Raw genomic sequence first — 25,741 nt, 5'->3', positions numbered from 1 at the left:
GCACGACATGGCCTCAGCCGACACTGAGGTCATGACGACAGCTCTACATATCACCCTGATCAGCGAAACCTTCCCACCGGAAATCAACGGGGTGGCCAATACCCTTGGCCGCTTGTGCGATGGATTGCGCGCGCGTGGGCATCAGGTGGAGCTGGTGCGGCCGCGTCAGGCGGGCGATCCGCAGCGCACCGAGGATGACGCGCTGTTGCTGTGTCGGGGTTGGCCGCTGCCCGGGTATCCGGGGCTGCAATGGGGCCAGTCGTCGATGCACAAGCTGTTGCGACGCTGGAAACGCCATCGCCCGGACGTGCTGTACATCGCCACGGAAGGCCCGCTCGGCTTGTCGGCATTGCGTGCAGCGCGGCGCCTGGGGATCTCGGTGGTCAGTGGCTTTCACACCAATTTCCAGCAGTACACCAACCAGTACGGGCTGGGTTTGCTGACGCGCTTGCTGACCCATTATCTGCGCTGGTTCCACAACCGTTCGGCGATGACTCTGGTGCCGAGTGTCAGCCAGCGCCTGGAGCTGGAGCGCCGGCATTTCGACCGCCTCGCCTTGCTCTCCCGAGGCGTGGACAGCCAGTTATTTCACCCGGCCAAGCGGCTGAACGGATTGCGTGAGCAATGGGGCCTGAGCGAGCAGGACATTGCGGTGATTCACGTAGGACGTCTGGCCCCAGAGAAGAACCTGGGCCTGCTCAAGCGCTGCTTCGACAAACTCCGCAGCACTTATCCACAGCGCAACCTGAAGCTGATTGTGGTCGGCGACGGACCGCAACGGCTTGTGCTGGAAAAGGACCTGCCGGAGGCGATTTTCTGTGGTTCGCAACGCGGTGAAGCGCTGGCGGCACACTACGCCTCGGGCGATTTGTTTCTGTTTCCGAGCATGACCGAAACCTTCGGCAACGTGGTGCTCGAAGCACTGGCTTCAGGTCTGGGCGTGGTGGCTTACGATCAGGCGGCAGCGGCGCAGCACATCCGCCATGGCTACAACGGCATGTTGGCGATGCCCGGTGATGAAGAGGCGTTCTGCGATGCGGCGGCGTGGTTGCTGGAAGAGGATGAAACGTTGCGTTGCGTGCGCCTGAATGCGCGCCAGCATGCCAGTCGCCAGGGCTGGGCGGCGATCATCGAGCAGTTTGAAAAGCATTTGCGCGGGGCTTGTGTGGGGGAGCAAGTGGTGCCGCATGCGCAGACATTGCCCTGAATCCTTGCAGACTTCAGAACCGCCTTCGCGAGCAGGCTCGCTCCCACAGGGGGATCTTCGGTGAACACCAGAGAAACCTGTGGGAGCGAGCCTGCTCGCGAAGGGGCCAGTGAAACCGCCGCTTAAACCAGCGTCATCAACGCCTCACGGCTGAACGGCAAGATGTCCTGCTCACGCCCTTCGCGGACTTTCAGCGCCCAGTCCGGATCCACCAGCAGCGCGCGGCCTACCGCCACCAGGTCGAACTCGTCGTTGTTCAGACGCTCCAGCAGTTTCTCCAGACTGGCCGGTTGCGCGACCTTGTCGGTGTTGACCATGAACTGCAGGAACTCGCCATCCAGGCCGACGCTGCCGACGGTAATGGTAGGCTTGCCGGTCAGCTTGCGCGTCCAGCCGGCCAGGTTCAGCTCGGAACCGTCGAACTCCGGCTCCCAGAAGCGCCGCGTCGAGCAGTGAAAAATATCCACACCGGCCTCGGCCAGCGGCTTGAGGAACTCACCCAACGCCTCCGGGGTTTGCACCAGCCGCGCGGTGTAATCCTGCTGTTTCCACTGCGAGAAGCGGAAGATGATCGGGAAGCCTTCACCGACTGCCGCGCGCACCGCTTGAATCAATTCGATGGCGAAACGCGAACGGTTGGCCAGGCTGCCGCCATACTCGTCGGTGCGCTGGTTGCTGCCTTCCCAGAAGAACTGGTCGATCAGGTAACCGTGGGCGCCGTGGATTTCCACGCCGTCCATGCCGATGCTTTGCGCATCCCTGGCGGCTTGTGCGAACGCTGCAATCACATCCTGAATGTCTTGTTTGGTCATGCCGTGCACCACGACCTGACCTTCCTTGAGTTTTTCCGACGGACCATAACCCGGCACGCTGGCGTCCGGCTCGGTGCCGATGCGGCGAACGCTGCCCACGTGCCACAGTTGCGGAACGATCTTGCCGCCCTCGGCATGCACCGCGTCGACGACTTTTTTCCAGCCGGCCAACGGTGCTTCACCAAAGAACTGCGGCACGTTCGGATAGCCGTTGGAGGCGATGTGGCCAACGGTGGTGCCTTCGGTAATGATCAGGCCGACGCCGGCAGCAGCCCGACGACGGTAGTATTCGATGACTTTTGAGTTCGGTACGCCGCCCGGAGAAAACGAGCGGGTCATTGGCGCCATGACCACACGGGTCGGCAGTTCGAGGGCACCGAGATGGAACGGTTTGAACAGGGCTTGAACAGGCATCGGGAAGCTCCACGAAAACGTTATCGACAGGCATGAACCTATATGACGGCGATAATATGCAGGACTGCACCCGGGCGATAGCACTATTGATCAGAATGATTAAGGCTCAAAAGGCAGGCGAAAAAAATCGCAGCCCGAGGGCTGCGATCCGCTTGTTTCAGCTCAGCGCTTTTTCAATCGCATGAACAATGCTCGGATCATCCGGCGCCGTGCGCGGTGAGAACCGCGCCAATACACGGCCGTCCTTGCCGAGCAGGAACTTCTCGAAATTCCAGGTGATGTCACCGGGGAACTCCGCGCCCTCGCCCGCCAGCAAGCGGTAGAGTTGATGGCGCTCGTGGCCGTTGACTTCGAGCTTGCTCGACAACGGAAATGTCACCCCGTAGTTGAGGCTGCAGAACGCTTGAATTTCCTGTTCTGTACCTGGTTCCTGACCGGCAAACTGGTTGCACGGCAGGCCCAGCACACTGAAACCTTTGCCTTTGAACTGCTGATAGAGGTTTTCCAGCGCCGCGTACTGTGGGGTCAAGCCGCATTTGGAGGCGACGTTGACCACCAGCACGACTTGGCCCTTGAAAGGCGCCAGCGGTAGCTCCTGACCATCCAGGGCTGTCAACTTAAGGTCGTGAAAAGCACTCATGACGTACTCCAGGATTCCCGTGTTCTACTCGAAACAGCCACTTGGCGAGACCACCAAGGACAGCCGCGGACTAAAAAGGCGCCCGCAGGCGCCTCTCCAGTACTCGAAGCTTAGCGCAGAAAATCAGTGGTGATGGCCACCTTCGCCATGGACGTGACCATGAGCGATTTCTTCCTGGCTGGCGTCACGGATATCAACGACCTTCACTTTGAAGTTCAGGCGCTGACCGGCCAGTGGGTGGTTGCCGTCGACGGTAACGTCGTCGCCGTCCAGGTCACGGATGGTCACGATCTGCATCTGGCCGTCCGGCGCCGAAGCGTGGAACTGCATGCCGACTTCCAGCTCGTCAACGCCTTCGAACATGCTGCGGCTCAGGGTGCTGACCAGTTCGGCAGCGTATTCGCCATAAGCGTCTTCCGGTTCAACGGAGACTTCCAGTTCGTCACCAACAGCTTTACCTTCCAGGGCTTTTTCCAGGCCCGGGATGATGTTGCCTGCGCCTTGCAGGTAGACCAGCGGAGCGCCGCCGGCGGAGCTGTCGATGACCTCACCAGCGTCGTTGGTCAGGGTATAGTCGATGGAGACAGCCTTATTGGCGGCGATCAGCATGGGGCGAGACCTTTTGCATAAGAATATAGAAAGGCCAAGTTTAGCGAAGCAATCGCGCGAAAGCGAACACAACCCTGACAAACGGGGTTCGACGATCGAAGGCTTCCATCAGGACGAAGACGGACACTGGGTGGCCGAGCTTTCCTGTGGCCACACTCAGCACCTGCGTCATCAGCCGCCGTGGCAATCGCGCACCTGGGTTCTGGACCCGGCGCAACGTATTGAAAAAATAGGCCAACCCTTTGCCTGCGGTTGGTGCGCACAAGGCTCGGTTAGCGATAACCTTGGCGACTGAATTTCGGTAGATGGCCAGCCATAGGGCCTTCACCATTGCCATGCACCCTTAGAGAATCCGCATGCAAACTTTTTTTATCGCGCCCACCGATTTTGGCGTGGGTCTGACCTCCATCAGCCTCGGGCTGGTGCGTACCCTGGAGCGGGCCGGACTGAAAGTCGGCTTCTTCAAACCGATTGCCCAGCCACATCCGGGCGACACTGGCCCTGAACGCTCCACCGAACTGGTAGCGCGTACCCACGGCCTGAAACCGCCGCAGCCACTGGGCCTGGCGCATGTCGAGCGGATGCTTGGCGACGGCCAGCTCGATGAACTGCTCGAAGAAATCATTGCCCTGTATCAGCAGGCCGCCATCGGCAAAGACGTGCTGGTGGTCGAAGGCATGGTGCCGACCCGCAGCGCCAGTTATGCCGCGCGGGTCAATCTGCACCTGGCGAAAAGCCTGGATGCCGAGGTGATTCTGGTCTCGGCGCCAGAAAACGAAGTGCTCGCCGAGCTCTCCGGTCGCGTCGAATTGCAGGCGCAATTGTTCGGTGGCCCGAAAGACCCGAAAGTCCTCGGCGTGATCCTCAACAAGGTCAAGACCGACGAGAGCATGGACGCCTTCGCCACGCGTCTGAAAGAACATTCGCCATTGCTGCGCAGCGGTGATTTCCGCCTGCTCGGCTGCATCCCGTTCCAGCCGGAACTCAATGCGCCGCGCACCCGTGACGTCGCCGACCTGATGGGCGCGCAGGTGCTCAATGCCGGTGACTACGAAACCCGGCGCATGACCAAAATCATTATTTGCGCGCGAACCATGCGCAACACCGTGGAGCTGCTCAAGCCCGGCGTGCTGGTGGTGACCCCGGGCGATCGCGACGACATCATCCTCGCGGTCAGCCTCGCGGCACTCAACGGCGTACCGCTGGCCGGCCTGTTGCTGACCAGCGACACCCTGCCCGACCCGCGCATCATGGACCTGTGTCGTGGCGCGCTGCAGGCCGGTTTGCCGGTGCTTTCGGTGAGCACCGGCTCCTACGACACCGCCAACCTGCTCAATGGCCTGAACAAGGAAATCCCCATCGATGACCGCGAGCGCGCGGAGATCATCACCGATTTCGTCGCCAGTCATCTCGATGCCAAGTGGCTGCACCAGCGCTGTGGCACGCCGCGAGAAATGCGCCTGTCGCCAGCAGTATTTCGCTATCAACTGATTCAACGGGCGCAGTCGGCGAACAAACGCATCGTCCTGCCCGAAGGCAGCGAGCCACTCACCGTGCAAGCGGCGGCGATCTGCCAGGAGCGCGGAATCGCCCGTTGCGTGTTGCTGGCCAAACCCGAGGACGTCGAAGCCGTGGCCCGCGCCCAGGGCATCGAGCTGCCGCCAGGCCTGGAGATTCTCGATCCGGACCTGATCCGCGAGCGCTATATCGAGCCGATGGTCGCCCTGCGCAAAAGCAAAAGCCTCAATGCGCCAATGGCCGAACAACAGCTGGAAGACACCGTGGTGATCGGCACCATGATGCTCGCGCTGGATGAAGTCGACGGGCTGGTTTCGGGCGTGATCAACACCACCGCCAACACCATCCGCCCGGCCCTGCAACTGATCAAGACCGCGCCGGGCTGCACCCTGGTGTCGTCGGTGTTCTTCATGTTGTTCCCGGAAGAAGTGCTGGTCTACGGCGACTGCGTGATGAACCCGCACCCAAGTGCCACGGAGCTGGCCGAGATTGCCCTGCAAAGCGCCGACTCCGCTGCGGCATTCGGCATTACCCCGCGGGTGGCGATGATCAGTTACTCCAGCGGCGAATCCGCCAGCGGTGAAGAAGTCGAGAAGGTGCGCGAGGCCACCCTGCTCGCCCACGAGCAACAGCACTCGCTGCTGATCGACGGCCCACTGCAATACGACGCCGCCGCCAACGCAGAAGTCGCCCGGCAACTGGCGCCGAACAGCCAGGTGGCCGGTCGCGCCACGGTGTTTGTGTTCCCTGACCTGAACACCGGCAACACCACCCACAAAGCCGTGCAGCGCAGCGCCGATTGCGTCAGCCTCGGGCCGATGCTGCAAGGCCTGCGCAAACCGGTGAACGATCTGCCGCGCGGCGCGCAGGTCGACGACATCGTCTACACCATCGCCCTCACCGCGATTCAAGCTGCCAACCGACCTATGGATGTGTAAATGCTGGATTTTCTCCCCGCACCGCTGCGCGGCGTGATCGCCTCACTGCTGTTGGCGCTCAATACGATACTGCTGTGCTCGTTTCTGTTCTGTGTGGCGCTGATCAAAGTGCTGCCCTTCGACCTCGCCCGACGCGCCTCGCTGTGGCTGATGAGCCACACCCACGAGGCATGGATCAGCAACAACAAAGCCTGGATGAACCTGGTGCGGCGCACGCGCTGGCACATCAGCGGCCTGCAAGGGCTCGACTATCAGCACTCGTATCTGATCACCAGCAACCATCAGAGCTGGGTCGACATTCTGGTGTTGCAGTACGTGCTCAACCGGCGTATTCAACCGCTGAAATTCTTCCTCAAGCAGGAACTGATCTGGGTCCCGGTGATCGGTCTGGCGTGGTGGGCGCTGGGCTTTCCGTTCATGAAGCGCTACTCCAAGGCGTATCTGGAAAAGCATCCGGAGAAGAAAGGCAAAGACCTGGAAACCACCCGCAAGACCTGCGCAAAATTTCGCGATAACCCGGTAGGAATTTTCAACTTCGTCGAAGGCACGCGCTTCACCGAAGGCAAGCATGCGCAGCAGCAGTCGCCTTTCAAATACCTGCTCAAGCCCAAGGCTGGCGGCATTGCCTTTGTGCTGGATGCGATGGGTGAACAGCTGGAATCGATCGTCAACGTGACCATTCACTATCCAGGCGGCCGCCCGGGGTTCTGGGACCTGCTGTGCGGCAATGTGCGCGACGTGGTGGTGCACTTTGAAGAACTGAAAATCCCTCAGCAATTCATCGGCAAGAACTACGATCAGGACGGCGAATACCGCCTGCAGTTTCAGGGCTGGATCAATCAGCTGTGGCAGGACAAGGATGCGCTGCTGGAACAGATGCACCGCGAATACCCGGAGCGCCGCTGACTCGGGATGATCTGTGCTGAACACCCTTGTGTATTCAATAGAGACCCCATGTCTTGCTCGCGAAAACGGTGGGTCAGCCGGCAACGATGCTGAATGACACACCGCCTTCGCGAGCAAGCCCGCTCCCACAGTTTTGACCAGGTTGGCCCGAAACAAAAAGCCCGCCGATGATTGCTCATCGGCGGGCTTTTTGTTTTCAGCTAACGCTTAGATCGCGCCACGCTTGCGCAGCAGATCCAGCACTTGCTTGACGCTTTCTTCCAGCGACAGCGACTGGGTGTCGATCACCAGATCAGCATTCAGCGGCACGTCATACGGGAAGGATTCGCCCGGAATGTTATCGCCACCGGCAGCATACAGCCCTTGCGGATCACGCTCGGCACACACAGCAGGCGAAGCCTGCACGTAGACGGTCAGCAGACGATCCTTGCCGATCAGGTCCTTGGCCTGTTCACGACCTTCAGCACTCGGCGCGACGAACGCGGCCAGGGTCAGCAGACCGGCTTCGTTGAACTGACGCGCCACGTGCGCGGCACGACGCCAGTTCTCGGTACGGCCGGCACGATCCTGTGGCAGACCTTTGTTCAGGTCGTGACGCAGGTTCTGCCCGTCGAGCACAAACACCGCACGGCCCATGTCGAACAACTTGCGCTCGACGGCGTAGGCCAGCGTGCTCTTGCCCGCGCCTGACAGGCCGCTGAACAGCACGGTCGCCGGTTGCTGACCGAAACGCTGTGCACGTTCTTCGGTAGCCACATGGGCCAGCTTGCCGTGGTGCGTGGCAGTACCGTGGCTCACAGGCTGAGCGACGATCATGCCGGCGCCGACGGTGCCGTTGGTCAAGCGGTCGATGATGATGAACGCGCCGGTGGTGCGGTTGCTGTCGTAACCGTCGAGGGCGATCGGTGCGTCGAGCGCGATCTTCACCTTGCCGATTTCGTTGAGCTGCAGTGCGCTCGCAGGACCTTCTTCCAACGTATTCACGTTGACCTTGTTGACGATGCTGGCGATGGAGCCCGGCACGTAACTGGTGGCGCGCTTGATGTCGTATTTCTTGCCCGGCAGCATCGGTTCTTCAGCCATCCACACCAGCATCGCTTCGAAGCTGTCGGTGACCGGCGGCACGTTGTCGGCATGCACCAGCAGGTCGCCCCGGGAGATGTCGATTTCGTCTTCCATGGTCAGCGTCACCGCTTGACCAGGACCGGCGTGCTCCAGCTCGCCTTCGAAGGTGACGATGGATTTCACGCGGCTGCTCTTGCCCGACGGCAGAACAACCACTTCGTCGCCCTTCTTGACGATGCCGCTGGCGAGGGTGCCGGCGAAACCGCGGAAATTCAGGTTAGGACGGTTGACGTACTGCACCGGGAAACGCAGATCGGTGAAGTTGCGGTCGCCCGCCACTTCCACGGTCTCGAGAATTTCCATCAGCGACTGACCTTTGTACCAAGGCGAGCGCTCGGATTTGTTCACCACGTTGTCGCCCTTCAGCGCCGACATCGGCACGAAGTGCATGCTGGTCGGCTTCATCTTCAAGCCTTCGGCGAACTTCAGGTAGTCGGCCTTGATCGACTCGAACACGCCTTCGTCGAAGTCCTTGAGGTCCATCTTGTTGATGGCGACAACGATGTGCTTGATGCCGAGCAACGAGGCGATGAAGCTGTGGCGACGGGTCTGAGTCTGCACGCCGTAGCGGGCGTCGACCAGGATGATCGCCAGGTCACAGGTGGATGCACCGGTGGCCATGTTGCGGGTGTACTGCTCATGGCCAGGGGTGTCGGCGATGATGAATTTGCGCTTGGCGGTGGAGAAGTAGCGGTAGGCGACATCGATGGTGATGCCCTGCTCACGCTCGGCCTGCAGACCGTCGACCAGCAACGCCAGGTCGATGTCGTCACCGGTGGTGCCGACTTTCTTCGAATCGCGGGTGATGGCTTCCAGGTGATCTTCGTAGATCATCTTGGAGTCGTGCAGCAGGCGCCCGATCAGGGTGCTCTTGCCGTCATCGACGTTACCGCAGGTCAAAAAGCGCAGCAGCTCTTTACGTTCGTGCTGGCCCAGGTAGGCGAGGATGTCCTCGCTGATCAAATCAGATACGTGCGACATGACAACCCCTTAGAAATAGCCTTGACGTTTTTTGTCTTCCATGGAGCCAGCGCCATCGTGGTCGATGACCCGGCCCTGGCGCTCGGAAGTTCGCGTCAGGAGCATTTCCTGAATGATGTCCGTCAGCGTCTCGGCTTCGGACTCCACCGCGCCCGTCAACGGGTAGCAGCCAAGGGTACGGAAACGCACTTTCTTTTTGACGATGCGGGCTTTGTCCTCGTCGGACAGGTGCTCGAGGATGCGCTCGTCGTCAATCATGATCAGCGTGCCGTTCTTCTCGATCACTTCACGCTCGGCGGCGAAGTACAGCGGCACAATCGGGATGCCTTCGAGGTAGATGTACTGCCAGATGTCCAGCTCGGTCCAGTTCGACAAAGGGAACACACGAATGGATTCGCCCTTGTTGACCTTGCCGTTGTAGACGTTCCACAGCTCAGGGCGCTGGTTCTTCGGGTCCCAGCGGTGCTTGCTGTCGCGGAACGAGTACACGCGCTCTTTCGCGCGGGATTTCTCTTCATCGCGACGGGCGCCGCCAAAGGCTGCGTCGAAACCATGCTTGTCGAGTGCCTGCTTCAGGCCTTCGGTCTTCATGATGTCGGTGTGCTTGGCGCTGCCGTGGGTGAACGGGTTGATGTTCTGCGCCACGCCGTCCGGGTTGATGTGAGTGATCAGGTCCAGGCCCAGTTCTTCGACCATCTTGTCGCGGAACTTGTACATCTCCTGGAATTTCCAGCGGGTGTCGACGTGCATCACCGGAAACGGCAGTTTGCCCGGGAAGAACGCCTTGCGTGCCAGGTGCAGCATCACGGCGGAGTCTTTACCGATGGAGTACAGCATCACCGGGTTGTCGAACTCGGCGGCCACCTCGCGGATGATGTGGATGCTTTCCGCCTCCAGCTGTTTCAGATGCGTCAGTTTGTCGACCATGGCTACTCACGAAAGCTTTCTTATGAACGGCCAGCGGGCCGTGTTCGAGCGGGGAATCCTAGCACAGCGTCCTTCTTCTAATCAGGGCGCAAGCTAGAACGAAAGGGCATATGAATATGCCTGCCAGTTCGGCCGATGAGGTCTCTGTAGGAGTGAGCCTGCTCGCGATAGCGGACCGTCAGTCACTTCTGCACTGAAGCTGAAATGGTCATCGCGAGCAGGCTCACTCCTACAGGGAAAAGGGGTGCTTTTCAGATCGGATTCGGGCAATCGATGAAAATGTGCTCAAGAGCGAAGCGCTTCGCCAGATAGTCACCCAACGCCTGCACGCCGTAGCGTTCGGTGGCGTGGTGGCCGGCGGCGATGAAGCTGATGTCGTTTTCCCGGGCGCTGTGGAAGGTCTGTTCGGAAGCTTCTCCGCTGAGGAACAGATCGACACCCGCCGCCACGCCCTGATCGATGTAGCCCTGGCCGCCTCCAGTGCACCAGCCGACCCGACGAATCATCGCGCTGCCTTCGACCAGCAGTGGCTCACGGCCCATGGCGTCTTTCACCTTGCGGGCGAAGTCACGCGGGGTCATGGGCTCGCTCAACGAACCGACCAGTCCGACAATCTTGAGGTTGTCCGGGTCCAGCGGCCCTTCGACGGTAATGTCCAACTGACGTGCCAGTTGCACGTTGTTGCCGACCTCCGGGTGCAGATCCAGCGGCAGGTGATAGGCGAGCAGACTGATGTCGTGCTTGAGCAGCGTCTTCAAGCGACGCTGCTTCATGCCGGTGATGCATGGGTTCTCGCCTTTCCAGAAATAGCCGTGATGCACCAGGATCAGATCGGCCTCGGCGTCCACCGCGGCGTCGAGCAAGGCCTGGCTGGCAGTCACACCGCTGACGATGCGCATCACCTGCGGACGACCTTCGACCTGCAAACCGTTGGGGCAATAATCGGCAATTTTTGCACTGCCAAGGTAACGGTCGGCTTCTTCGACCAGGGTGCTGAGGGCGACGGCCATGAAAGACTCCTGAAAATCCCGTTCAGAGGCGCGCGCGGCCTCGTATAATGCGCGACATTATGGGCGGTCTGACCCCGCCTGCAACTTTTCCAGGACGTGCTTAATGCTCAAGGCGCTGCGTTTTTTCGGCTGGCCGCTGTTGGCCGGCGTGCTTATCGCTCTGTTGATTATTCAGCGTTACCCGCAGTTGGTCGGGCTCCCGAGCCTCGACGTCAACCTGCAACAGGCCCCACAAACCACCAGCGTGCAACAGGGGCCCGTGTCCTATGCGGACGCCGTGGTCATCGCCGCACCGTCGGTGGTCAACCTCTACACCACGAAGGTGATTGCCAAACCGGCGCACCCGTTGTTTGAAGATCCGCAGTTCCGGCGCTTCTTCGGTGACAACTCGCCGAAGCAGAAACGCATGGAATCGAGCCTCGGATCCGGTGTGATCATGAGCCCGGAAGGCTACATCCTGACCAACAACCACGTGACCACAGGCGCCGATCAGATCGTTGTCGCGCTCAAGGATGGTCGCGAAACCCTCGCACGAGTGATCGGCAGCGATCCGGAAACCGACCTCGCGGTCCTGAAGATCGACCTGAAAAACCTCCCGGCCATCACCGTCGGCCGCTCCGACAACATTCGCATCGGCGACGTCGCACTGGCCATCGGTAACCCGTTCGGTGTCGGCCAGACCGTGACCATGGGCATCATCAGCGCCACCGGGCGTAACCAGTTGGGCCTGAACAACTACGAAGACTTCATCCAGACCGACGCGGCGATCAACCCGGGCAACTCCGGCGGCGCGCTGGTCGATGCCAACGGCAACCTCACCGGCATCAACACCGCAATCTTCTCCAAGTCCGGCGGCTCGCAGGGCATCGGTTTCGCGATCCCGGTGAAACTGGCGATGGAAGTGATGAAGTCGATCATCGAACACGGCCAGGTGATTCGTGGCTGGCTCGGCATTGAAGTACAACCGCTGACCCAGGAACTGGCCGAATCGTTTGGCTTGTCCGGGCGTCCGGGGATTGTCGTGGCGGGGATCTTCCGCGATGGCCCGGCGCAGAAGGCCGGCCTGCAGTTGGGTGACGTGATTCTGAGCATCGACGGCGAGCCGGCGGGCGATGGTCGTCGGTCGATGAACCAGGTGGCGCGGATCAAACCGACCGACAAGGTGACCATTCAGGTGATGCGCAACGGCAAAGAGCTGAAGCTGACCGCTGAAATCGGTCTGCGCCCGCCTCCGGCGCCAGTGAAAGAAGAAGAGTAAGCACAAAGCAGTGTGGGAGCGAGCCTGCTCGCGAAGAGGCCTCGACGTTCAACATGGATGTTGAATGAGAAAGCGCTTTCGCGAGCAGGCTCGCTCCCACAGGTTCAGCCGTGCTTCAGAGGTCGCCGAGGCCGTAGATCAATGCCTGATTCTGCTCCGGCGTACCGATCGAAATCCGCAGGAACTGCGCAATCCGCGCCTGCTTGAAGTGGCGCACGATCACGCCCTGCTCACGCAGCTTGGCCGCCAGCCCCGCCGCATCATGCTGCGGATGCCGGGCAAAGATGAAGTTCGCCGCCGAAGGCAGCACTTCAAAACCTTTGGCCTGCAACTGCGCAATCACCCAGTCGCGACTCTCGATGACCAGACGGCAGGTCTTGTCGAAGTACTCGCGATCTTCGAATGCAGCGGCAGCGCCGACGATCGCCAGACGATCCAGCGGGTACGAGTTGAAGCTGTTCTTGATCCGCTCCAGCGCTTCGATCAGATCCGGATGCCCTACCGCCAGACCAACGCGCAGGCCGGCCAGCGAGCGCGACTTGGACAGGGTCTGGGTCACCAGCAGGTTCGGGTAGCGGTCCACCAGGCTGATCGCCGTTTCGCCGCCAAAGTCGATGTACGCCTCATCCACCACCACTACCGAATCCGGGCTGGCCTTGAGGATCTGCTCGACTGCCTCCAGCGCCAACAGACAACCGGTCGGTGCATTCGGATTCGGGAAAATGATCCCGCCGTTGGGTTTGGCGTAATCCGCCGGGTTGATCTGGAACTGTGCATCCAGCGGCACGGCATCGAACTGGATGCCGTACAGACCGCAGTACACCGGGTAGAAGCTGTAGCTGATGTCCGGGAACAGCAGCGGCTGATCGTGCTGTAGCAGACCGTGGAAAATGTGCGCCAGCACTTCATCCGAACCGTTGCCGAGGAACACTTGATTGTTTTGCACGCCGTAGTATTTCGCGACGGCCGTTTTCAGCAGATCACTGTTCGGGTCCGGGTACAAACGCAGGTTGTCGTTGAGTTCGACCTGCATCGCGGCCAAGGCCTTTGGTGAAGGGCCATACGGATTTTCGTTGGTGTTGAGCTTGACCAGTTTGGTCAGCTTCGGTTGTTCGCCCGGCACGTAAGGCACCAGATCCTTGACGAACGGGCTCCAGAATTTACTCATGTTCAGTTCCCCTTCTGTTCGTCTTTGATGCGGTATTCGGCGCTGCGTGCGTGCGCGCTCAGCGATTCGCCACGGGCCAGCACCGAAGCGGTCTTGCCCAGCTCGGAAGCACCGGCTTCGGAGCAGAAGATGATCGACGAACGCTTCTGGAAGTCATACACGCCCAGCGGTGAGGAGAAACGCGCGGTGCCGGACGTCGGCAACACGTGGTTCGGGCCGGCGCAGTAATCGCCCAGCGCCTCAGAGGTATGACGCCCCATGAAGATCGCGCCGGCGTGGCGGATCTGTGGCAGCCAGGCTTGTGGGTCAGCGACCGACAACTCCAGGTGTTCCGGGGCGATGCGGTTGGCGACTTCAATGGCTTGCGCCATGTCTTTCACGTGAATCAGTGCACCACGGCCATTGATCGAGGTTTCGATGATGGTCGCGCGATCCATGGTCGGCAGCAGTTTGTCGATGCTCGCCGCAACCTTGTCGAGGAACTCGGCGTCCGGGCTGACCAGAATCGCCTGCGCGTCTTCGTCGTGCTCGGCCTGGGAGAACAGGTCCATGGCGATCCAGTCCGGATCGGTCTGGCCGTCGCACACCACGAGGATTTCCGAGGGGCCTGCAATCATGTCAATGCCGACCTGACCGAACACGTGGCGCTTGGCGGTGGCGACATAGATGTTGCCCGGGCCAACCACTTTATCGACTTGCGGCACGCTTTCGGTGCCGTAAGCCAGAGCGGCAACCGCTTGTGCGCCACCGATGGTGAACACCCGGTCAACGCCGGCGATGCACGCGGCCGCCAGCACCAGTTCGTTGATCTCACCGCGTGGAGTCGGCACAACCATGACCACTTCGGTCACACCCGCCACCTTGGCCGGAATCGCATTCATCAACACCGACGACGGATACGACGCCTTACCGCCGGGTACGTACAGGCCTGCGCGATCCAGTGGCGTGACCTTCTGGCCGAGGACAGTGCCGTCAGCCTCGGTGTAGCTCCAGGAATCCTGCTTCTGTTTTTCGTGGTAGCTGCGCACGCGGGCGGCGGCTGTCTCCAGCGCTTCGCGTTGCGCCACGGTGATGCGGGTCAGGGCCAGTTCCAGACGCTCGCGCGGCAGGATCAGGTCAGCCATCGAAGCGACTTCGAGGCCATCGAACTTCTGGGTGAACTCGACCAGCGCCGCGTCACCGCGCTCGCGCACAGCCTTGATGATGTCCAGCACCCGCTGATTGACCGAGTCGTCAGACACACTTTCCCAGCTCAGCAGATGATCCAGATGATGCGCGAAATCCGGGTCAGCAGCGTTGAGTCGGCGAATTGCAGTCGGTGCGGTCATAGCGAGAGCCTCATAGGAATGGCAAAAACTCAGGCGCCCTAACTTAGCAGTCGTTTCCGCTTGGGCACCTGAGATTCTGGCTATGAGGCGGATAGACGGGCGCGACTCAAGGTCGCGCAGGTACATCAGCCGCGGTGTCGAGACTCCACTGCCTTGCGCAGGGTGTCGATCAACGCCTGGATTCGGGCGTGTTGCATTTTCATCGAAGCTTTATTGACCACCAGACGCGAGCTGATCGTGGCGATCAGTTCCTGAGGTTCCAGGCCGTTGGCGCGCAGGGTGTTGCCGGTGTCGACCACGTCGATGATCTTGTCAGCCAGACCAATCAGCGGCGCCAGCTCCATCGAGCCGTAGAGCTTGATGATGTCGACCTGACGGCCCTGTTCGGCGTAGTAACGCTTGGCCACGTTGACGAACTTGGTCGCCACACGCAGACGGCCCTTGGGCTCGGCAGCGCCGATCTTGCCGGCGGTCATCAGCTTGCACTGGGCAATCTGCAAATCCAGTGGCTCGTACAGGCCCTGGCCGGTGTATTCCATCAGCACGTCTTTACCGGCGACGCCGAGGTCGGCCGCGCCATGCTCGACATAAGTCGGCACGTCGGTGGCACGCACGATCAACAGACGTACGTCATCCTGAGTGGTAGGGATGATCAGCTTGCGGCTCTTGTCCGGATTCTCGGTCGGCACGATGCCTGCTTCAGCGAGAAGCGGCAGGGTGTCGTCAAGGATGCGGCCCTTGGACAGTGCGATGGTCAACATGGGAAACGTCAGTCCTTATCAAGGTACTCATGTCCGGTCGCAATCGGCGCCAGACACACATCGAGCCGGAAACCGGCTCGACTCATAATCTCAGTGGACACGTCCCTGTGTCCCAATGCAGTGATTAGCCCGGAACGCGACGGATCTTGGCGCCCAGCATCTGCAGTTTTTCTTCGATGCACTCGTAACCACGGTCGATGTGGTAGATGCGGTCGATCAGCGTGTCGCCTTCGGCAACCAGTGCCGAGATCACCAGGCTGGCCGAAGCTCGCAGGTCGGTGGCCATTACTGGCGCGCCCTTGAGGACTTCAGTACCGGTAACGATGGCGGTGTTGCCTTCGACCTGGATCTTCGCGCCCATGCGGTGCAGCTCGTACACGTGCATGAAACGGTTTTCGAAGATCGTCTCGATCACTGCACCGGTGCCTTCGGCAATGGCGTTGAGCGAGATGAACTGGGCCTGCATGTCAGTCGGGAATGCCGGGTACGGCGCAGTGCGCACGTTCACTGCTTTCGGGCGTTTGCCGTGCATGTTCAGCTCGATCCAGTCTTCACCGGTGGTGATTTCTGCGCCGGACTCACGGAGCTTTTCCAGAACTGCTTCGAGAATGGTCGGATCAGTGTCCTTGACCTTCACTCGACCACCCGTGACCGCAGCGGCCACCAGGTAAGTACCGGTTTCGATACGGTCAGGCATGACCTTGTAGAAACACGAACCCAGGCGCTCAACGCCATCAATGGTGATGGTGTCGGTACCAGCGCCGGATACCTTGGCGCCCATGGCGTTGAGGAAGTTCGCCAGGTCGACCACTTCAGGCTCACGCGCAGCGTTCTGCAGCACGCTGCGGCCTTTGGCCAGGGCCGCCGCCATCATGATGTTCTCGGTACCGGTCACGCTGACGGTATCGAAGAAGAAGTGTGCACCGCGCAGGCCGCCTTCTGGCGCCTTGGCCTTGATGTAGCCGCCTTCGACGTCAATGACCGCGCCCATGGCTTCGAGGCCACGGATGTGCAGGTCGACCGGACGCGAACCGATGGCGCAACCGCCAGGCAGTGCGACTTCGGCTTCACCGAAACGGGCAACCATCGGGCCCAGTACCAGGATCGACGCACGCATGGTTTTCACCAGCTCGTACGGGGCGATCAGGGTCTTGATGGTGCGCGGGTCGATTTCGACGCTGAGCTTCTCGTCGATCACAGGCTCGATGCCCATGCGACCGAACAGCTCGATCATGGTGGTGATGTCGTGCAGGTGCGGCAGGTTGCCAACGGTCACCGGGCCATCGCACAGCAGAGTGGCAGCCAGAATCGGCAGGGCGGAGTTCTTCGCCCCGGAGATACGGATTTCGCCATCAAGACGAACGCCACCGGTAATAATCAATTTATCCATAAGAATCTCGACGCCCTAGGGCTCAGGTGCGCTCGGCCCAGGCCGCGCTGCTGAAAAATTTCATAGTGACCGCGTGGATGCTGCCATCAGCAATCCAAGGGTTCAAATGGGCATAGATGCTCTGCTGACGCTTGACCGGGCTTAACGCCGCCAGTTCATCGCTAATCACGTTCAGTTGGAAATTGCAGCCTTCGCCTTCAACTTCTACCTGAATTCCTGGCAGCTTCCCTTCAAGGAAGCTCTTCACTTCTACGGCCTGCATGCTCAACCTCAATCGGCGCCCTGTGCGCACGGGTCGGACATCATACAAAAAAGCCCCGCGCCTGCGAACCCCGCATTGGCAGGACTCTGACGGGGGGCTTCTTTATCGATGCGGGTTCAGGGGTGCGCCAGCAACTCGGTCAGCTCACTGACCTGAGCGATTTCGCGCATGTCTTCCGGCATCGCGCGGATGCTCACGGCCTTGCCGGCCGCCTGGGCATCGCGCATGAAGCACAGCAGCAACGACAAACCGACGCTGCTGGACTTCTTGACTGCCGAGCAATCGATCACCAGCGCTGCAGCCTTGCTGGACTTGATCAGCGCCTGGCCTTCCTTGCGCAGGTCCGGACCTGTGCGGTAGTCCAGCACTCCGCTGAGCAATAGCTCGTCGACATCACTCATACGAACTGCCGCCTCATTCATTGCGCTGGCTTCGCGGCAGCTTTGTCGGTTTCTTCCTTGGCCTTGGCGACTTCACCGGCCCAACCGTTGATGGTCTTGTCCAGATCGTTGCCATTGCGCTGCATCGCATCGGCGAACTGATCACGGAACAGCTTGCCGATGTTGATGCCGTTGATGATCACATTGCGCAGTTTCCACTCGCCATTGATCTTCTCCAGCGTGTACTGCACAGGGTAGATCGCGCCGTTGCTGCCTTTGACGGTCATGCCGACGCTGGTGCGATCGCCCGATTCGTCCTTGGCTGGATCAACCGTGATGCCCTGGTTGTTGTACTCGAGCAAGGCGTTGCCGTAGAACTGGAACAGGCCTTTCTTGAAGTTTTCCTGGAAGGTCTGCATCTGCGCAGGCGTCGCCTTGCGCGAATACTTGACCGTCATGATGCTCTTGGAAATGCCTTCGGCATCGACCACCGGACCGACAATCGTGTTCAGCGCGGCATAGAAGTCAGCCGGATCCTGCTTGTACTTCGCTTTGTTGGCCGACAGATCGGCCAGCATACGGTTCGTGGTGTCCTGAACCAGATCGTGCGCCGACTGTCCGGGCGCAGCGTTGGCCAGCAACGGCACTGCCGCGAGCAACACCAACAGGCCACGTCGCAAGGTAGAGATCATTCAAAAGCTCCTCATTTGGCGTCTTTGCTAACGGTATTGAGCAGGAATTTACCGATCAGGTCTTCCAGTACCAGAGACGACTGCGTGTCGTGGATGGTTCCACCATCCTTCAGGCGGGTGTCTTCCCCGCCTACGCTGATACCGATGTACTTCTCGCCCAACAGGCCAGCGGTCAGGATAGACGCTGTGGAGTCAGTCGGCAGGTTGTCGACCTTTTTATCCACTTGCAGGGTCACCCGACCGGTGAAGCTGTCGCGATCCAGATCGATTGCCGTGACCTTGCCGATGGTCACACCGGCCATGGTCACTTTGGCTCTGACCGTCAAACCGGCGATATTGTCGAAATAGGCATACAGTTTATACGTGTCGGTGGTCGAAGTCGGAGACAGGCCACTGACCCGCAGAGCAAGCAGCAACAAGGCCAGGATCCCTGCCAGCAGGAACAGGCCGACACCGATTTCCAGGGTGCGGTTTTGCATCAGAAATCTCCAAACATCAAAGCGGTCAGAATAAAGTCCAGGCCCAGTACTGCCAGCGAGGCGAATACCACGGTCTTGGTGGTGGCACGACTGATACCCTCGGAAGTGGGCTCACAGTCATAGCCTTGGAATACGGCGATCCAGGTCACGACGAAGGCGAAAACGATACTTTTGATGACGCCGTTGAGCACATCGCTGGTGAAGTTCACGCTGTTTTGCATGTTCGCCCAGTAGGAGCCTTCATACACTCCAAGCCAGTCGACAGCCACCCACGAACCGCCCCAGATACCCACCACGCTGAAAATCATCGCCAGCACCGGCAGGGAAATGAAACCGGCCCACAGACGCGGGGCAATAATGTATTTGAGCGGATCGACACCGATCATTTCCAGGCTGGAAAGCTGTTCGGTGGACTTCATGTTGCCGATTTCGGCCGTCAGCGCCGAACCTGCACGCCCGGCAAACAGCAACGCCGTCACCACCGGCCCCAGCTCGCGCAGCAACGTCAGGGCCACCATCTGCCCCACCGCCTGCTCCGAACCGTAGCTCGACAGAATACTGAAGCCCTGCAGCGCCAGCACCATGCCGATGAAAACCCCGGACACGACAATGATCACCAGCGACATCACGCCGACCGAGTGCAGTTGCTTGACCAGCAGGCCGAAACCGCCGCTGATGCCACCGCGACCGAGCAGTGCGTGAAACAGGAACAGGGTCGCGCGGCCAAACACCGCAACGGCGTCGATCGCCGTCTCGCCGAATCGGCGTACGCGTTCTATTAATGAAATTCTGCGCATCAGCGCTTCCCCAGAAGATCTGCGCGGTAATCCGTCGCTGGAAAATGGTACGGCACCGGGCCATCGGGGTTGCCGGTCATGAACTGGCGGATACGCGGCTCATCCGAATTCATCAACTCGTCCGGCGTGCCCTGCCCCAGCACCTGACCATCACCCACTACATAGATGTAGTCAGCGATGCTCGCGGTTTCGGCCAGGTCGTGGGAGACCACGATACTGGTGATGCCCAGCGCATCGTTGAGCAGACGGATCAGGCGGACCAGTACGCCCATGGCGATCGGATCCTGACCGACGAACGGTTCGTCATACATGAGGATCTGCGGGTCGAGTGCAATCGCACGGGCCAGGGCGACACGACGCTTCATGCCTCCCGAAAGCTCGTCGGGCATCAGCTCGATCGCGCCGCGCAGACCGACCGCCTGCAATTTGAGCAGGACGATGTCGCGGATCATCTCATCCGGCAATTGGGTATGAACACGCAGGGGGAAAGCGACGTTCTCGAAAACATCGAGATCGGTGAACAGCGCGCCACTCTGAAACAGCACGCCCATGTGCTTTCGCGCATCGAACAGATCACTGCGCGACAGCGTCGGCAGGTTCTGACCGTTGACCCAGACTTCCCCGCTGGAGGGACGCAATTGCGCACCCATCAAACGCAGCAAGGTAGTCTTGCCACACCCGGAAGGCCCCATGATGCCGGTGACCTTGCCACGCGGGATGCGAATATCGACGTTATTGAAAATGCTGCGCGCACCGCGCTTGAAGGAGACTCCCTTCAGCTCGACCGCGTAGGCGTTATCGGCACTCATCTAAACTCCTTGCGATGCAGCCTCTCACTCGGACGCCTGGCTTTCCTTGGAAAGCACATACCTCGCGGGCGGGCCGAACTGGCGGCGAACTATATCACTGCAAACGCCAAGCGCCCAAGGCCCATGCCCGTCCGCGTTCAGCGATATGACAGGCCTGACGGCACTTTTTAAGTGTTTTGGTTACGAGGAATGACAAAGCACGACGAACTTACGTGAGGCTTTTCAACATAACCGCTATAATCGCCGCCTTTTCATCGGGCTATACGATTTCTGACATGAGCCAATCCAGCGACCTGATTCAATCGGCACAACGCACCATCCGCCTCGAAGTGGAAGCCGTACAAGGCTTGTTGCCCCATATCGACGCCGATTTCGTACGCGCTTGCGAGATGATTCTGGCCAGCAAAGGCCGTGTGGTCGTGGTCGGCATGGGCAAGTCCGGGCATGTCGGCAACAAGATTGCCGCGACCCTGGCCAGCACCGGCACCCCGGCGTTTTTCGTCCACCCGGCCGAAGCCAGCCACGGTGACATGGGCATGATCACCCGCGACGACGTGATCCTGGCCTTGTCCAACTCCGGTTCGACCAACGAAATCGTCACCCTGCTGCCACTGATCAAACGCCTGGGTATCCAGTTGATCAGCGTGACCGGCAATCCTCAGTCGCCGCTGGCCAAGGCCGCCGAAGTCAACCTCAACGTGCATGTCGAGCACGAAGCCTGTCCGCTGAACCTGGCGCCGACTTCCTCGACAACCGCCGCGCTGGTCATGGGCGACGCACTGGCCGTGGCACTGTTGGAAGCCCGTGGCTTTACCGCTGAAGATTTCGCGTTTTCCCACCCGGGTGGTGCGCTGGGCCGACGTCTGTTGCTGAAAGTGGAAAACGTCATGCACGCAGGCCAGGAACTGCCGCAGGTGCAACGCGGCACCCTGCTCAAGGACGCACTCATGGAAATGACCCGCAAGGGTCTGGGCATGACCGTGATCCTTGAGGCCGACGGCAAACTGGCCGGGATCTTCACCGACGGCGACTTGCGTCGCACGCTGGATCGCAGCATCGACATCCGCAGTGCCACCATCGACCAGGTCATGACCGCACACGGCAAGACTTCACGGCCCGAGATGCTCGCTGCCGAAGCCCTGAAAATCATGGAAGACCACCGAATCAACGCCCTGGTGGTCGTGGACGAAGAAGATCGCCCGATCGGCGCCTTCAACCTCTCCGATCTGCTGCGTGCAGGAGTGATGTAATGACAACCGACCTGCTGCAGCGCGGCAAAGCGATCAAACTGGCGGTGTTCGACGTCGACGGTGTGCTCACTGACGGGCGCCTGTATTTCCTCGAAGACGGCAGCGAATTCAAGACCTTCAACACCCTCGACGGCCAGGGCATCAAAATGCTGATGAACGCCGGTGTCGAAACCGCGATCATCAGTGGCCGCAAGACCCCGGTGGTTGAGCGCCGGGCGAAAAACCTCGGTATCCCGCACCTGTTTCAGGGGCGCGAAGACAAATTGGTGGTTCTGGACGGTCTTCTGCAGCAACTGGGCCTAAGCTATGAACAGGTCGCCTATCTCGGTGACGACTTGCCAGACCTGCCGGTCATCCGCCGCGTAGGCCTGGGCATGGCCGTCGCCAATGCCGCCGATTTCGTACGCGAGCACGCCCATGGCGTCACGCGGGCCCGTGGTGGCGAAGGTGCCGCCCGCGAATTCTGCGAATTGATCCTGCGCGCCCAGGGCCGCCTCGATGCGGCCAATGCCGCGTACCTGTGAGCCAAAACATGTTTAGCAAAAAATTTCGCAACTTCCTGCTGTTCGGCTGCATCGCTGCAATGTTTGCAGCGGTCGGCTACTGGAACATCAGCCCTGAACGCTTCCTCGACAAACCCCCGGTCAAGGTCGAAGACACGGCCATCGACTGGTACGCGACCAACACGCATACCCTGCAATACCTTCCAGACGGCAAGCTGCAGTACGAAATGACGTCCGACAAGGCCGAGCACCTGAAAGCGACGGACGTGACCCTGGTCACCAAACCCGACCTGAACATGTTCCGTGGCACCGAGTTCCCGTGGCACGTGACCAGCGAGCGCGGCGAAGTCAATCCTGACGGCACCCAGGTAGAACTGATCGACTCGGTACGCATCAAGCGCACCGATGAAAAGAACCGCGACACCCTGATCACCAGCACACGCATGACGGTGTTCCCTCAGCAGCAATATGCGCAGACCGAGCAACCCGTTAGAATCGACGGTGCTGGCGGTGTATCGACTGGCGTGGGAATGAAGGCGTATTTGAAGGAAAGCAGGATACACCTGCAATCGAACGTAAGAGGACAGTATGAGGCTCGTTAAAACCCTCCCTATTTTGCTCAGTCTGGGCGCAGCACTGGGAAGCGTGAGCGCCTGGGCTCTGCCGAACGATCAGCAGCAACCTATCCGCATTCAGGCCGACGACGCCCAACTGGACGACAAGAATGGCATCGCCACCTATAAAGGTGACGTGATCATCACCCAGGGTTCGATGATCGTTAAAGGCAACACGGTGACCATCACCCGCACCCCGACCGGTGACATCGACGTCGTGACGTCGGTGGGCAACCTTGCCTACTTCGAGCAACTGCAGACCCAGGGCGATACCAAGCCTGTACAGGGCTGGGGCGTGACGATCCAGTACCACGCCGCGCAAAACCGCGTCGTGCTGATCGACAAGGCCAAGGTTGTCGACAAGGACAACAACACCACCCAAGGCGAGAAAATCGTTTACGACACGGTGAGAAAACTGGCCAGCGCCGGTCGCGCTACCGGCAATAAAGTCACCGAAACGCGTCCGCGCATCGACATGGTGATCCAGCCGAAGAAGAAAACCGACGAGAAGACCCAGTAATGGCAACTCTGAAAGCTCAGCACCTGGCCAAGGCCTATAAAAGCCGCCAGGTCGTGCGTGACGTCAGCCTGTCGATCGACAGCGGCCAGATCGTCGGCCTGCTCGGCCCGAACGGCGCCGGCAAGACCACCTGCTTCTACATGATCGTCGGCCTGGTGCAGGCCGATCAGGGCCGCGTGCTGATCGATGATCTGGACGTCAGCCACCAGCCAATGCACGGCCGCGCCAAGGCCGGTATCGGCTATCTGCCGCAAGAAGCGTCGATCTTCCGCAAACTGTCGGTGGCCGACAACATCATGGCCATCCTCGAGACCCGCACGGAACTCGACAAGGCCGGTCGTCGCAAGGAGCTGGAAAGCCTGCTGCAGGAATTCCACATCAGCCACATTCGCGACAACCTGGGCATGAGCCTGTCCGGTGGTGAGCGCCGCCGGGTGGAAATCGCCCGCGCCTTGGCCACCGCACCGAAATTCATCCTGCTCGACGAACCGTTCGCCGGTGTCGACCCGATCTCGGTCGGCGACATCAAGCAGATCATCCACCACCTCAAGGCCAAGGGCATCGGTGTACTGATCACCGACCACAACGTGCGTGAGACCCTGGATATCTGCGAAACCGCCTACATCGTCAACGACGGTCAACTGATCGCCGAAGGTGACGCCGCGACCATCCTGGCCAACGATCTGGTCAAGGAAGTGTACCTGGGCCACGAGTTCCGCCTCTAAAGCGCAATCGCATTCGGCCAGCCGTCCGAGTGCTGTAACGTTGAAGCGAAGTTTTATACGCTTTTATTGTTACAGCGCTCTAGGCAAACACGACAGTTTCAGGCATATAATTTGCTTAAGTTTGGCGCTCCGGCGCCCTGTAGTGGATGGCGCATGCGCGCCGGCGAATAAGGTGTTAAGCCCCTGCCATGAAACCATCGCTAGTCTTGAGAATGGGCCAGCAGCTGACGATGACACCGCAGCTGCAACAGGCCATCCGCCTGCTCCAATTGTCGACCCTGGACCTGCAACAGGAAATCCAGGAGGCCCTGGAATCCAATCCGATGCTCGAACGCCAGGAAGAAGGCGACGACTTCGACAACTCCGATCCTTTGGCCGACAACGCCGAACAAAAGCCCAACACCGAGATTCAGGAACCCTCCTATCAGGAAACCGCACCGACGGTGGACAACCTGGAAGATGGCGAATGGAACGAGCGCATCCCTAACGAATTGCCCGTCGACACCGCCTGGGAAGACGTCTACCAGACCAGCGCCAGCAGCCTGCCCAGCAGCGATGATGACGAGTGGGACTTCACCACCCGCACTTCCGCCGGGGAAAGCCTGCAAAGCCATCTGCTGTGGCAATTGAACCTGGCGCCGATGTCCGATACCGACCGCCTGATCGCCGTGACCCTGATCGACTGCATCAATAATCAGGGCTACCTCGACGAAACCCTTGAAGAAATTCTCGACGCCTTTGATCCGGAGCTCGACATCGAGCTGGACGAGATCGAGGCCGTGCTGCACCGCATCCAGCAGTTCGAACCGGCCGGCATCGGCGCCCGCAACCTCGGCGAATGCCTGCTGCTGCAACTGCGCCAGCTACCAGCCAAGACCCCGTGGCTGAACGAAGCCAAGCGTCTGGTCAGCGATTACATCGATCTGCTCGGCAGTCGCGACTACAGCCAGTTGATGCGGCGCATGAAGCTCAAGGAAGATGAACTGCGCCAGGTCATCGAACTGGTACAGAGCCTCAACCCACGCCCGGGTTCACAAATCGAATCGACCGAAGCCGAGTACGTGGTGCCCGATGTCATCGTGCGCAAGGACAACGAACGCTGGCTGGTCGAGCTGAACCAGGAATCGGTGCCACGCCTGCGGGTCAACGCCCAGTACGCCGGCTTCGTGCGCCGTGCCGACACCAGCGCCGACAACACCTTCATGCGCAATCAGTTGCAGGAAGCGCGCTGGTTCATCAAGAGCCTGCAAAGCCGCAACGAAACCCTGATGAAGGTCGCCACCCAGATCGTCGAGCATCAGCGCGGCTTCCTGGAATACGGCGACGAAGCCATGAAGCCGTTGGTCCTGCACGACATCGCCGAGGCGGTGGGCATGCACGAATCGACGATTTCCCGGGTCACCACCCAGAAATTCATGCATACCCCGCGCGGTATTTATGAACTGAAATACTTTTTCTCCAGCCACGTCAGCACCTCCGAAGGCGGCGAATGCTCGTCTACAGCGATCCGCGCGATCATCAAAAAACTGGTTGCAGCGGAAAATCAGAAAAAGCCGTTGAGTGACAGCAAGATCGCTGGTTTACTGGAGGCACAAGGCATTCAGGTGGCTCGCCGCACCGTCGCCAAGTACCGTGAATCCCTCGGGATCGCGCCTTCGAGCGAACGCAAGCGGTTGATGTAAGCCACGTTACAGCGTTCCAGTGGCAGGCTATTCAGC

Annotated in this window: 27 protein-coding genes; 11 read left to right on the top strand and 16 right to left on the bottom strand. The window is 60.1% G+C overall.

Annotated elements, in window-relative coordinates; genetic code table 11:
* Nucleotides 1-7: 7 nt before the first annotated feature.
* Nucleotides 8-1,207 carry a glycosyltransferase family 4 protein gene (locus AC0J41_RS02730; protein ID WP_473014497.1) on the top strand — a complete coding sequence of 400 codons (1,200 nt, stop codon included), beginning with the start codon at nt 8-10 and terminating at the stop codon, nt 1,205-1,207.
* Between the two features lie 122 nt (nt 1,208-1,329).
* Here the strand turns inward: AC0J41_RS02730 and AC0J41_RS02725 are convergent, their stop codons facing one another.
* The 3 genes from AC0J41_RS02725 to AC0J41_RS02715 all read right to left on the bottom strand — a co-directional run bounded on the left by AC0J41_RS02725 (nt 1,330) and on the right by AC0J41_RS02715 (nt 3,682).
* Complete coding sequence (locus AC0J41_RS02725) at nt 1,330-2,433, bottom strand: NADH:flavin oxidoreductase (RefSeq protein ID WP_473014496.1); 1,104 nt, start codon at nt 2,431-2,433, stop codon at nt 1,330-1,332.
* 157 nt (nt 2,434-2,590) lie between these two features.
* Nucleotides 2,591-3,073, bottom strand: a complete 483-nt coding sequence (locus AC0J41_RS02720; protein WP_473014495.1) for a glutathione peroxidase — start codon at nt 3,071-3,073, stop codon at nt 2,591-2,593.
* Between the two features lie 123 nt (nt 3,074-3,196).
* Nucleotides 3,197-3,682: an FKBP-type peptidyl-prolyl cis-trans isomerase gene (locus AC0J41_RS02715; protein ID WP_025109439.1), complete on the bottom strand. Its 486-nt coding sequence runs from the start codon at nt 3,680-3,682 to the stop codon at nt 3,197-3,199.
* On the opposite strand from AC0J41_RS02715, the gene AC0J41_RS02710 reads away from it, so the two are divergent.
* From AC0J41_RS02710 to AC0J41_RS02700, 3 genes are all read left to right on the top strand, one after another.
* Entirely contained in the window at nt 3,651-3,977 is a 327-nt protein-coding gene (locus tag AC0J41_RS02710) for a DUF3565 domain-containing protein (RefSeq protein ID WP_081794848.1), read from the top strand. The two genes, AC0J41_RS02715 and AC0J41_RS02710, sit on opposite strands and share 32 nt — an antisense overlap.
* Nucleotides 3,978-4,038: 61 nt before the next feature.
* Nucleotides 4,039-6,138 carry a phosphate acetyltransferase gene (gene pta, locus AC0J41_RS02705; protein WP_473014494.1) on the top strand — a complete coding sequence of 700 codons (2,100 nt, stop codon included), beginning with the start codon at nt 4,039-4,041 and terminating at the stop codon, nt 6,136-6,138.
* Entirely contained in the window at nt 6,139-7,044 is a 906-nt protein-coding gene (locus AC0J41_RS02700; RefSeq protein WP_025109442.1) for an acyltransferase, read from the top strand.
* 207 nt (nt 7,045-7,251) lie between these two features.
* Here AC0J41_RS02700 and cysN read toward each other — a convergent pair whose 3' ends face one another.
* The 3 genes from cysN to AC0J41_RS02685 all read right to left on the bottom strand — a co-directional run bounded on the left by cysN (nt 7,252) and on the right by AC0J41_RS02685 (nt 11,087).
* Complete coding sequence (cysN, locus tag AC0J41_RS02695) at nt 7,252-9,150, bottom strand: sulfate adenylyltransferase subunit CysN (RefSeq protein ID WP_473014493.1); 1,899 nt, start codon at nt 9,148-9,150, stop codon at nt 7,252-7,254.
* A gap of 9 nt (nt 9,151-9,159) precedes the next feature.
* The gene (gene cysD, locus AC0J41_RS02690; RefSeq protein WP_008085033.1) at nt 9,160-10,077 is read right to left on the bottom strand and encodes a sulfate adenylyltransferase subunit CysD; all 918 of its coding nucleotides are present in this window, start codon (nt 10,075-10,077) and stop codon (nt 9,160-9,162) included.
* Between the two features lie 251 nt (nt 10,078-10,328).
* Nucleotides 10,329-11,087: a Nif3-like dinuclear metal center hexameric protein gene (locus AC0J41_RS02685; RefSeq protein ID WP_473014492.1), complete on the bottom strand. Its 759-nt coding sequence runs from the start codon at nt 11,085-11,087 to the stop codon at nt 10,329-10,331.
* Nucleotides 11,088-11,190: 103 nt separating this feature from the next.
* On the opposite strand from AC0J41_RS02685, the gene algW reads away from it, so the two are divergent.
* Nucleotides 11,191-12,345, top strand: coding sequence for a Do family serine endopeptidase AlgW (gene algW / locus AC0J41_RS02680; protein ID WP_473014491.1), 1,155 nt, complete (start codon nt 11,191-11,193; stop codon nt 12,343-12,345).
* 115 nt (nt 12,346-12,460) lie between these two features.
* Here algW and hisC read toward each other — a convergent pair whose 3' ends face one another.
* The 10 genes from hisC to AC0J41_RS02630 form a co-directional block, all read right to left on the bottom strand.
* Nucleotides 12,461-13,513 (bottom strand): histidinol-phosphate transaminase, encoded by a 1,053-nt coding sequence (gene hisC, locus AC0J41_RS02675; RefSeq protein ID WP_473014490.1) that lies wholly within the window; start codon nt 13,511-13,513, stop codon nt 12,461-12,463.
* Nucleotides 13,514-13,515: 2 nt separating this feature from the next.
* On the bottom strand, nt 13,516-14,841 hold the full coding sequence (hisD, locus tag AC0J41_RS02670; protein WP_473014489.1) for a histidinol dehydrogenase: 1,326 nt from the start codon (nt 14,839-14,841) through the stop codon (nt 13,516-13,518).
* 125 nt (nt 14,842-14,966) lie between these two features.
* Entirely contained in the window at nt 14,967-15,602 is a 636-nt protein-coding gene (gene hisG / locus AC0J41_RS02665) for an ATP phosphoribosyltransferase (RefSeq protein ID WP_003221711.1), read from the bottom strand.
* A gap of 124 nt (nt 15,603-15,726) precedes the next feature.
* Nucleotides 15,727-16,992: a UDP-N-acetylglucosamine 1-carboxyvinyltransferase gene (gene murA, locus AC0J41_RS02660; RefSeq protein ID WP_025109449.1), complete on the bottom strand. Its 1,266-nt coding sequence runs from the start codon at nt 16,990-16,992 to the stop codon at nt 15,727-15,729.
* Between the two features lie 22 nt (nt 16,993-17,014).
* Nucleotides 17,015-17,254 carry a BolA family protein gene (locus tag AC0J41_RS02655; protein ID WP_008070578.1) on the bottom strand — a complete coding sequence of 80 codons (240 nt, stop codon included), beginning with the start codon at nt 17,252-17,254 and terminating at the stop codon, nt 17,015-17,017.
* A 116-nt stretch (nt 17,255-17,370) separates the two neighbouring features.
* Nucleotides 17,371-17,676 (bottom strand): STAS domain-containing protein, encoded by a 306-nt coding sequence (locus tag AC0J41_RS02650; protein WP_025109450.1) that lies wholly within the window; start codon nt 17,674-17,676, stop codon nt 17,371-17,373.
* Entirely contained in the window at nt 17,673-18,326 is a 654-nt protein-coding gene (locus tag AC0J41_RS02645; RefSeq protein WP_025109451.1) for an MlaC/ttg2D family ABC transporter substrate-binding protein, read from the bottom strand. The genes AC0J41_RS02650 and AC0J41_RS02645 overlap by 4 nt, the downstream gene beginning before the upstream one ends.
* 11 nt (nt 18,327-18,337) lie before the next feature.
* Nucleotides 18,338-18,805, bottom strand: coding sequence for an outer membrane lipid asymmetry maintenance protein MlaD (gene mlaD, locus AC0J41_RS02640; protein WP_007967220.1), 468 nt, complete (start codon nt 18,803-18,805; stop codon nt 18,338-18,340).
* On the bottom strand, nt 18,805-19,602 hold the full coding sequence (gene mlaE / locus AC0J41_RS02635; RefSeq protein WP_473014488.1) for a lipid asymmetry maintenance ABC transporter permease subunit MlaE: 798 nt from the start codon (nt 19,600-19,602) through the stop codon (nt 18,805-18,807). The genes mlaD and mlaE overlap by 1 nt, the downstream gene beginning before the upstream one ends.
* On the bottom strand, nt 19,602-20,411 hold the full coding sequence (locus AC0J41_RS02630) for an ATP-binding cassette domain-containing protein (protein WP_003221703.1): 810 nt from the start codon (nt 20,409-20,411) through the stop codon (nt 19,602-19,604). Before AC0J41_RS02630 ends, mlaE begins: the two co-directional genes overlap by 1 nt.
* Nucleotides 20,412-20,686: 275 nt before the next feature.
* On the opposite strand from AC0J41_RS02630, the gene AC0J41_RS02625 reads away from it, so the two are divergent.
* The 6 genes from AC0J41_RS02625 to AC0J41_RS02600 all read left to right on the top strand — a co-directional run bounded on the left by AC0J41_RS02625 (nt 20,687) and on the right by AC0J41_RS02600 (nt 25,705).
* Complete coding sequence (locus tag AC0J41_RS02625; RefSeq protein ID WP_473014487.1) at nt 20,687-21,661, top strand: KpsF/GutQ family sugar-phosphate isomerase; 975 nt, start codon at nt 20,687-20,689, stop codon at nt 21,659-21,661.
* Nucleotides 21,661-22,185, top strand: coding sequence for a KdsC family phosphatase (locus tag AC0J41_RS02620; RefSeq protein WP_025109454.1), 525 nt, complete (start codon nt 21,661-21,663; stop codon nt 22,183-22,185). Before AC0J41_RS02625 ends, AC0J41_RS02620 begins: the two co-directional genes overlap by 1 nt.
* An 8-nt stretch (nt 22,186-22,193) precedes the next feature.
* Complete coding sequence (lptC, locus tag AC0J41_RS02615) at nt 22,194-22,766, top strand: LPS export ABC transporter periplasmic protein LptC (protein ID WP_102356078.1); 573 nt, start codon at nt 22,194-22,196, stop codon at nt 22,764-22,766.
* The gene (gene lptA, locus AC0J41_RS02610) at nt 22,753-23,298 is read left to right on the top strand and encodes a lipopolysaccharide transport periplasmic protein LptA (RefSeq protein WP_025109456.1); all 546 of its coding nucleotides are present in this window, start codon (nt 22,753-22,755) and stop codon (nt 23,296-23,298) included. Before lptC ends, lptA begins: the two co-directional genes overlap by 14 nt.
* On the top strand, nt 23,298-24,023 hold the full coding sequence (gene lptB / locus AC0J41_RS02605; protein WP_007967211.1) for an LPS export ABC transporter ATP-binding protein: 726 nt from the start codon (nt 23,298-23,300) through the stop codon (nt 24,021-24,023). The genes lptA and lptB overlap by 1 nt, the downstream gene beginning before the upstream one ends.
* 188 nt (nt 24,024-24,211) lie before the next feature.
* Nucleotides 24,212-25,705 carry an RNA polymerase factor sigma-54 gene (locus tag AC0J41_RS02600; RefSeq protein ID WP_025109457.1) on the top strand — a complete coding sequence of 498 codons (1,494 nt, stop codon included), beginning with the start codon at nt 24,212-24,214 and terminating at the stop codon, nt 25,703-25,705.
* Nucleotides 25,706-25,741 lie beyond the last annotated feature (36 nt).

Source organism: Pseudomonas sp. Arb-4-2C (genome assembly GCF_055755015.1).
This window is presented reverse-complemented; position numbering and strand designations above follow the sequence as displayed.

Coding starts and splice junctions, on each gene's coding strand:
- AC0J41_RS02730 (WP_473014497.1), top strand. CDS start 8: ATGGCCTCAGCCGACACTGAGGTCATGACGACAGCTCTACATATCACC.
- AC0J41_RS02725 (WP_473014496.1), bottom strand. CDS start 2,433: ATGCCTGTTCAAGCCCTGTTCAAACCGTTCCATCTCGGTGCCCTCGAA.
- AC0J41_RS02720 (WP_473014495.1), bottom strand. CDS start 3,073: ATGAGTGCTTTTCACGACCTTAAGTTGACAGCCCTGGATGGTCAGGAG.
- AC0J41_RS02710 (WP_081794848.1), top strand. CDS start 3,651: ATGGAGACAGCCTTATTGGCGGCGATCAGCATGGGGCGAGACCTTTTG.
- AC0J41_RS02715 (WP_025109439.1), bottom strand. CDS start 3,682: ATGCTGATCGCCGCCAATAAGGCTGTCTCCATCGACTATACCCTGACC.
- pta (WP_473014494.1), top strand. CDS start 4,039: ATGCAAACTTTTTTTATCGCGCCCACCGATTTTGGCGTGGGTCTGACC.
- AC0J41_RS02700 (WP_025109442.1), top strand. CDS start 6,139: ATGCTGGATTTTCTCCCCGCACCGCTGCGCGGCGTGATCGCCTCACTG.
- cysN (WP_473014493.1), bottom strand. CDS start 9,150: ATGTCGCACGTATCTGATTTGATCAGCGAGGACATCCTCGCCTACCTG.
- cysD (WP_008085033.1), bottom strand. CDS start 10,077: ATGGTCGACAAACTGACGCATCTGAAACAGCTGGAGGCGGAAAGCATC.
- AC0J41_RS02685 (WP_473014492.1), bottom strand. CDS start 11,087: ATGGCCGTCGCCCTCAGCACCCTGGTCGAAGAAGCCGACCGTTACCTT.
- algW (WP_473014491.1), top strand. CDS start 11,191: ATGCTCAAGGCGCTGCGTTTTTTCGGCTGGCCGCTGTTGGCCGGCGTG.
- hisC (WP_473014490.1), bottom strand. CDS start 13,513: ATGAGTAAATTCTGGAGCCCGTTCGTCAAGGATCTGGTGCCTTACGTG.
- hisD (WP_473014489.1), bottom strand. CDS start 14,841: ATGACCGCACCGACTGCAATTCGCCGACTCAACGCTGCTGACCCGGAT.
- hisG (WP_003221711.1), bottom strand. CDS start 15,602: ATGTTGACCATCGCACTGTCCAAGGGCCGCATCCTTGACGACACCCTG.
- murA (WP_025109449.1), bottom strand. CDS start 16,992: ATGGATAAATTGATTATTACCGGTGGCGTTCGTCTTGATGGCGAAATC.
- AC0J41_RS02655 (WP_008070578.1), bottom strand. CDS start 17,254: ATGCAGGCCGTAGAAGTGAAGAGCTTCCTTGAAGGGAAGCTGCCAGGA.
- AC0J41_RS02650 (WP_025109450.1), bottom strand. CDS start 17,676: ATGAATGAGGCGGCAGTTCGTATGAGTGATGTCGACGAGCTATTGCTC.
- AC0J41_RS02645 (WP_025109451.1), bottom strand. CDS start 18,326: ATGATCTCTACCTTGCGACGTGGCCTGTTGGTGTTGCTCGCGGCAGTG.
- mlaD (WP_007967220.1), bottom strand. CDS start 18,805: ATGCAAAACCGCACCCTGGAAATCGGTGTCGGCCTGTTCCTGCTGGCA.
- mlaE (WP_473014488.1), bottom strand. CDS start 19,602: ATGCGCAGAATTTCATTAATAGAACGCGTACGCCGATTCGGCGAGACG.
- AC0J41_RS02630 (WP_003221703.1), bottom strand. CDS start 20,411: ATGAGTGCCGATAACGCCTACGCGGTCGAGCTGAAGGGAGTCTCCTTC.
- AC0J41_RS02625 (WP_473014487.1), top strand. CDS start 20,687: ATGAGCCAATCCAGCGACCTGATTCAATCGGCACAACGCACCATCCGC.
- AC0J41_RS02620 (WP_025109454.1), top strand. CDS start 21,661: ATGACAACCGACCTGCTGCAGCGCGGCAAAGCGATCAAACTGGCGGTG.
- lptC (WP_102356078.1), top strand. CDS start 22,194: ATGTTTAGCAAAAAATTTCGCAACTTCCTGCTGTTCGGCTGCATCGCT.
- lptA (WP_025109456.1), top strand. CDS start 22,753: ATGAGGCTCGTTAAAACCCTCCCTATTTTGCTCAGTCTGGGCGCAGCA.
- lptB (WP_007967211.1), top strand. CDS start 23,298: ATGGCAACTCTGAAAGCTCAGCACCTGGCCAAGGCCTATAAAAGCCGC.
- AC0J41_RS02600 (WP_025109457.1), top strand. CDS start 24,212: ATGAAACCATCGCTAGTCTTGAGAATGGGCCAGCAGCTGACGATGACA.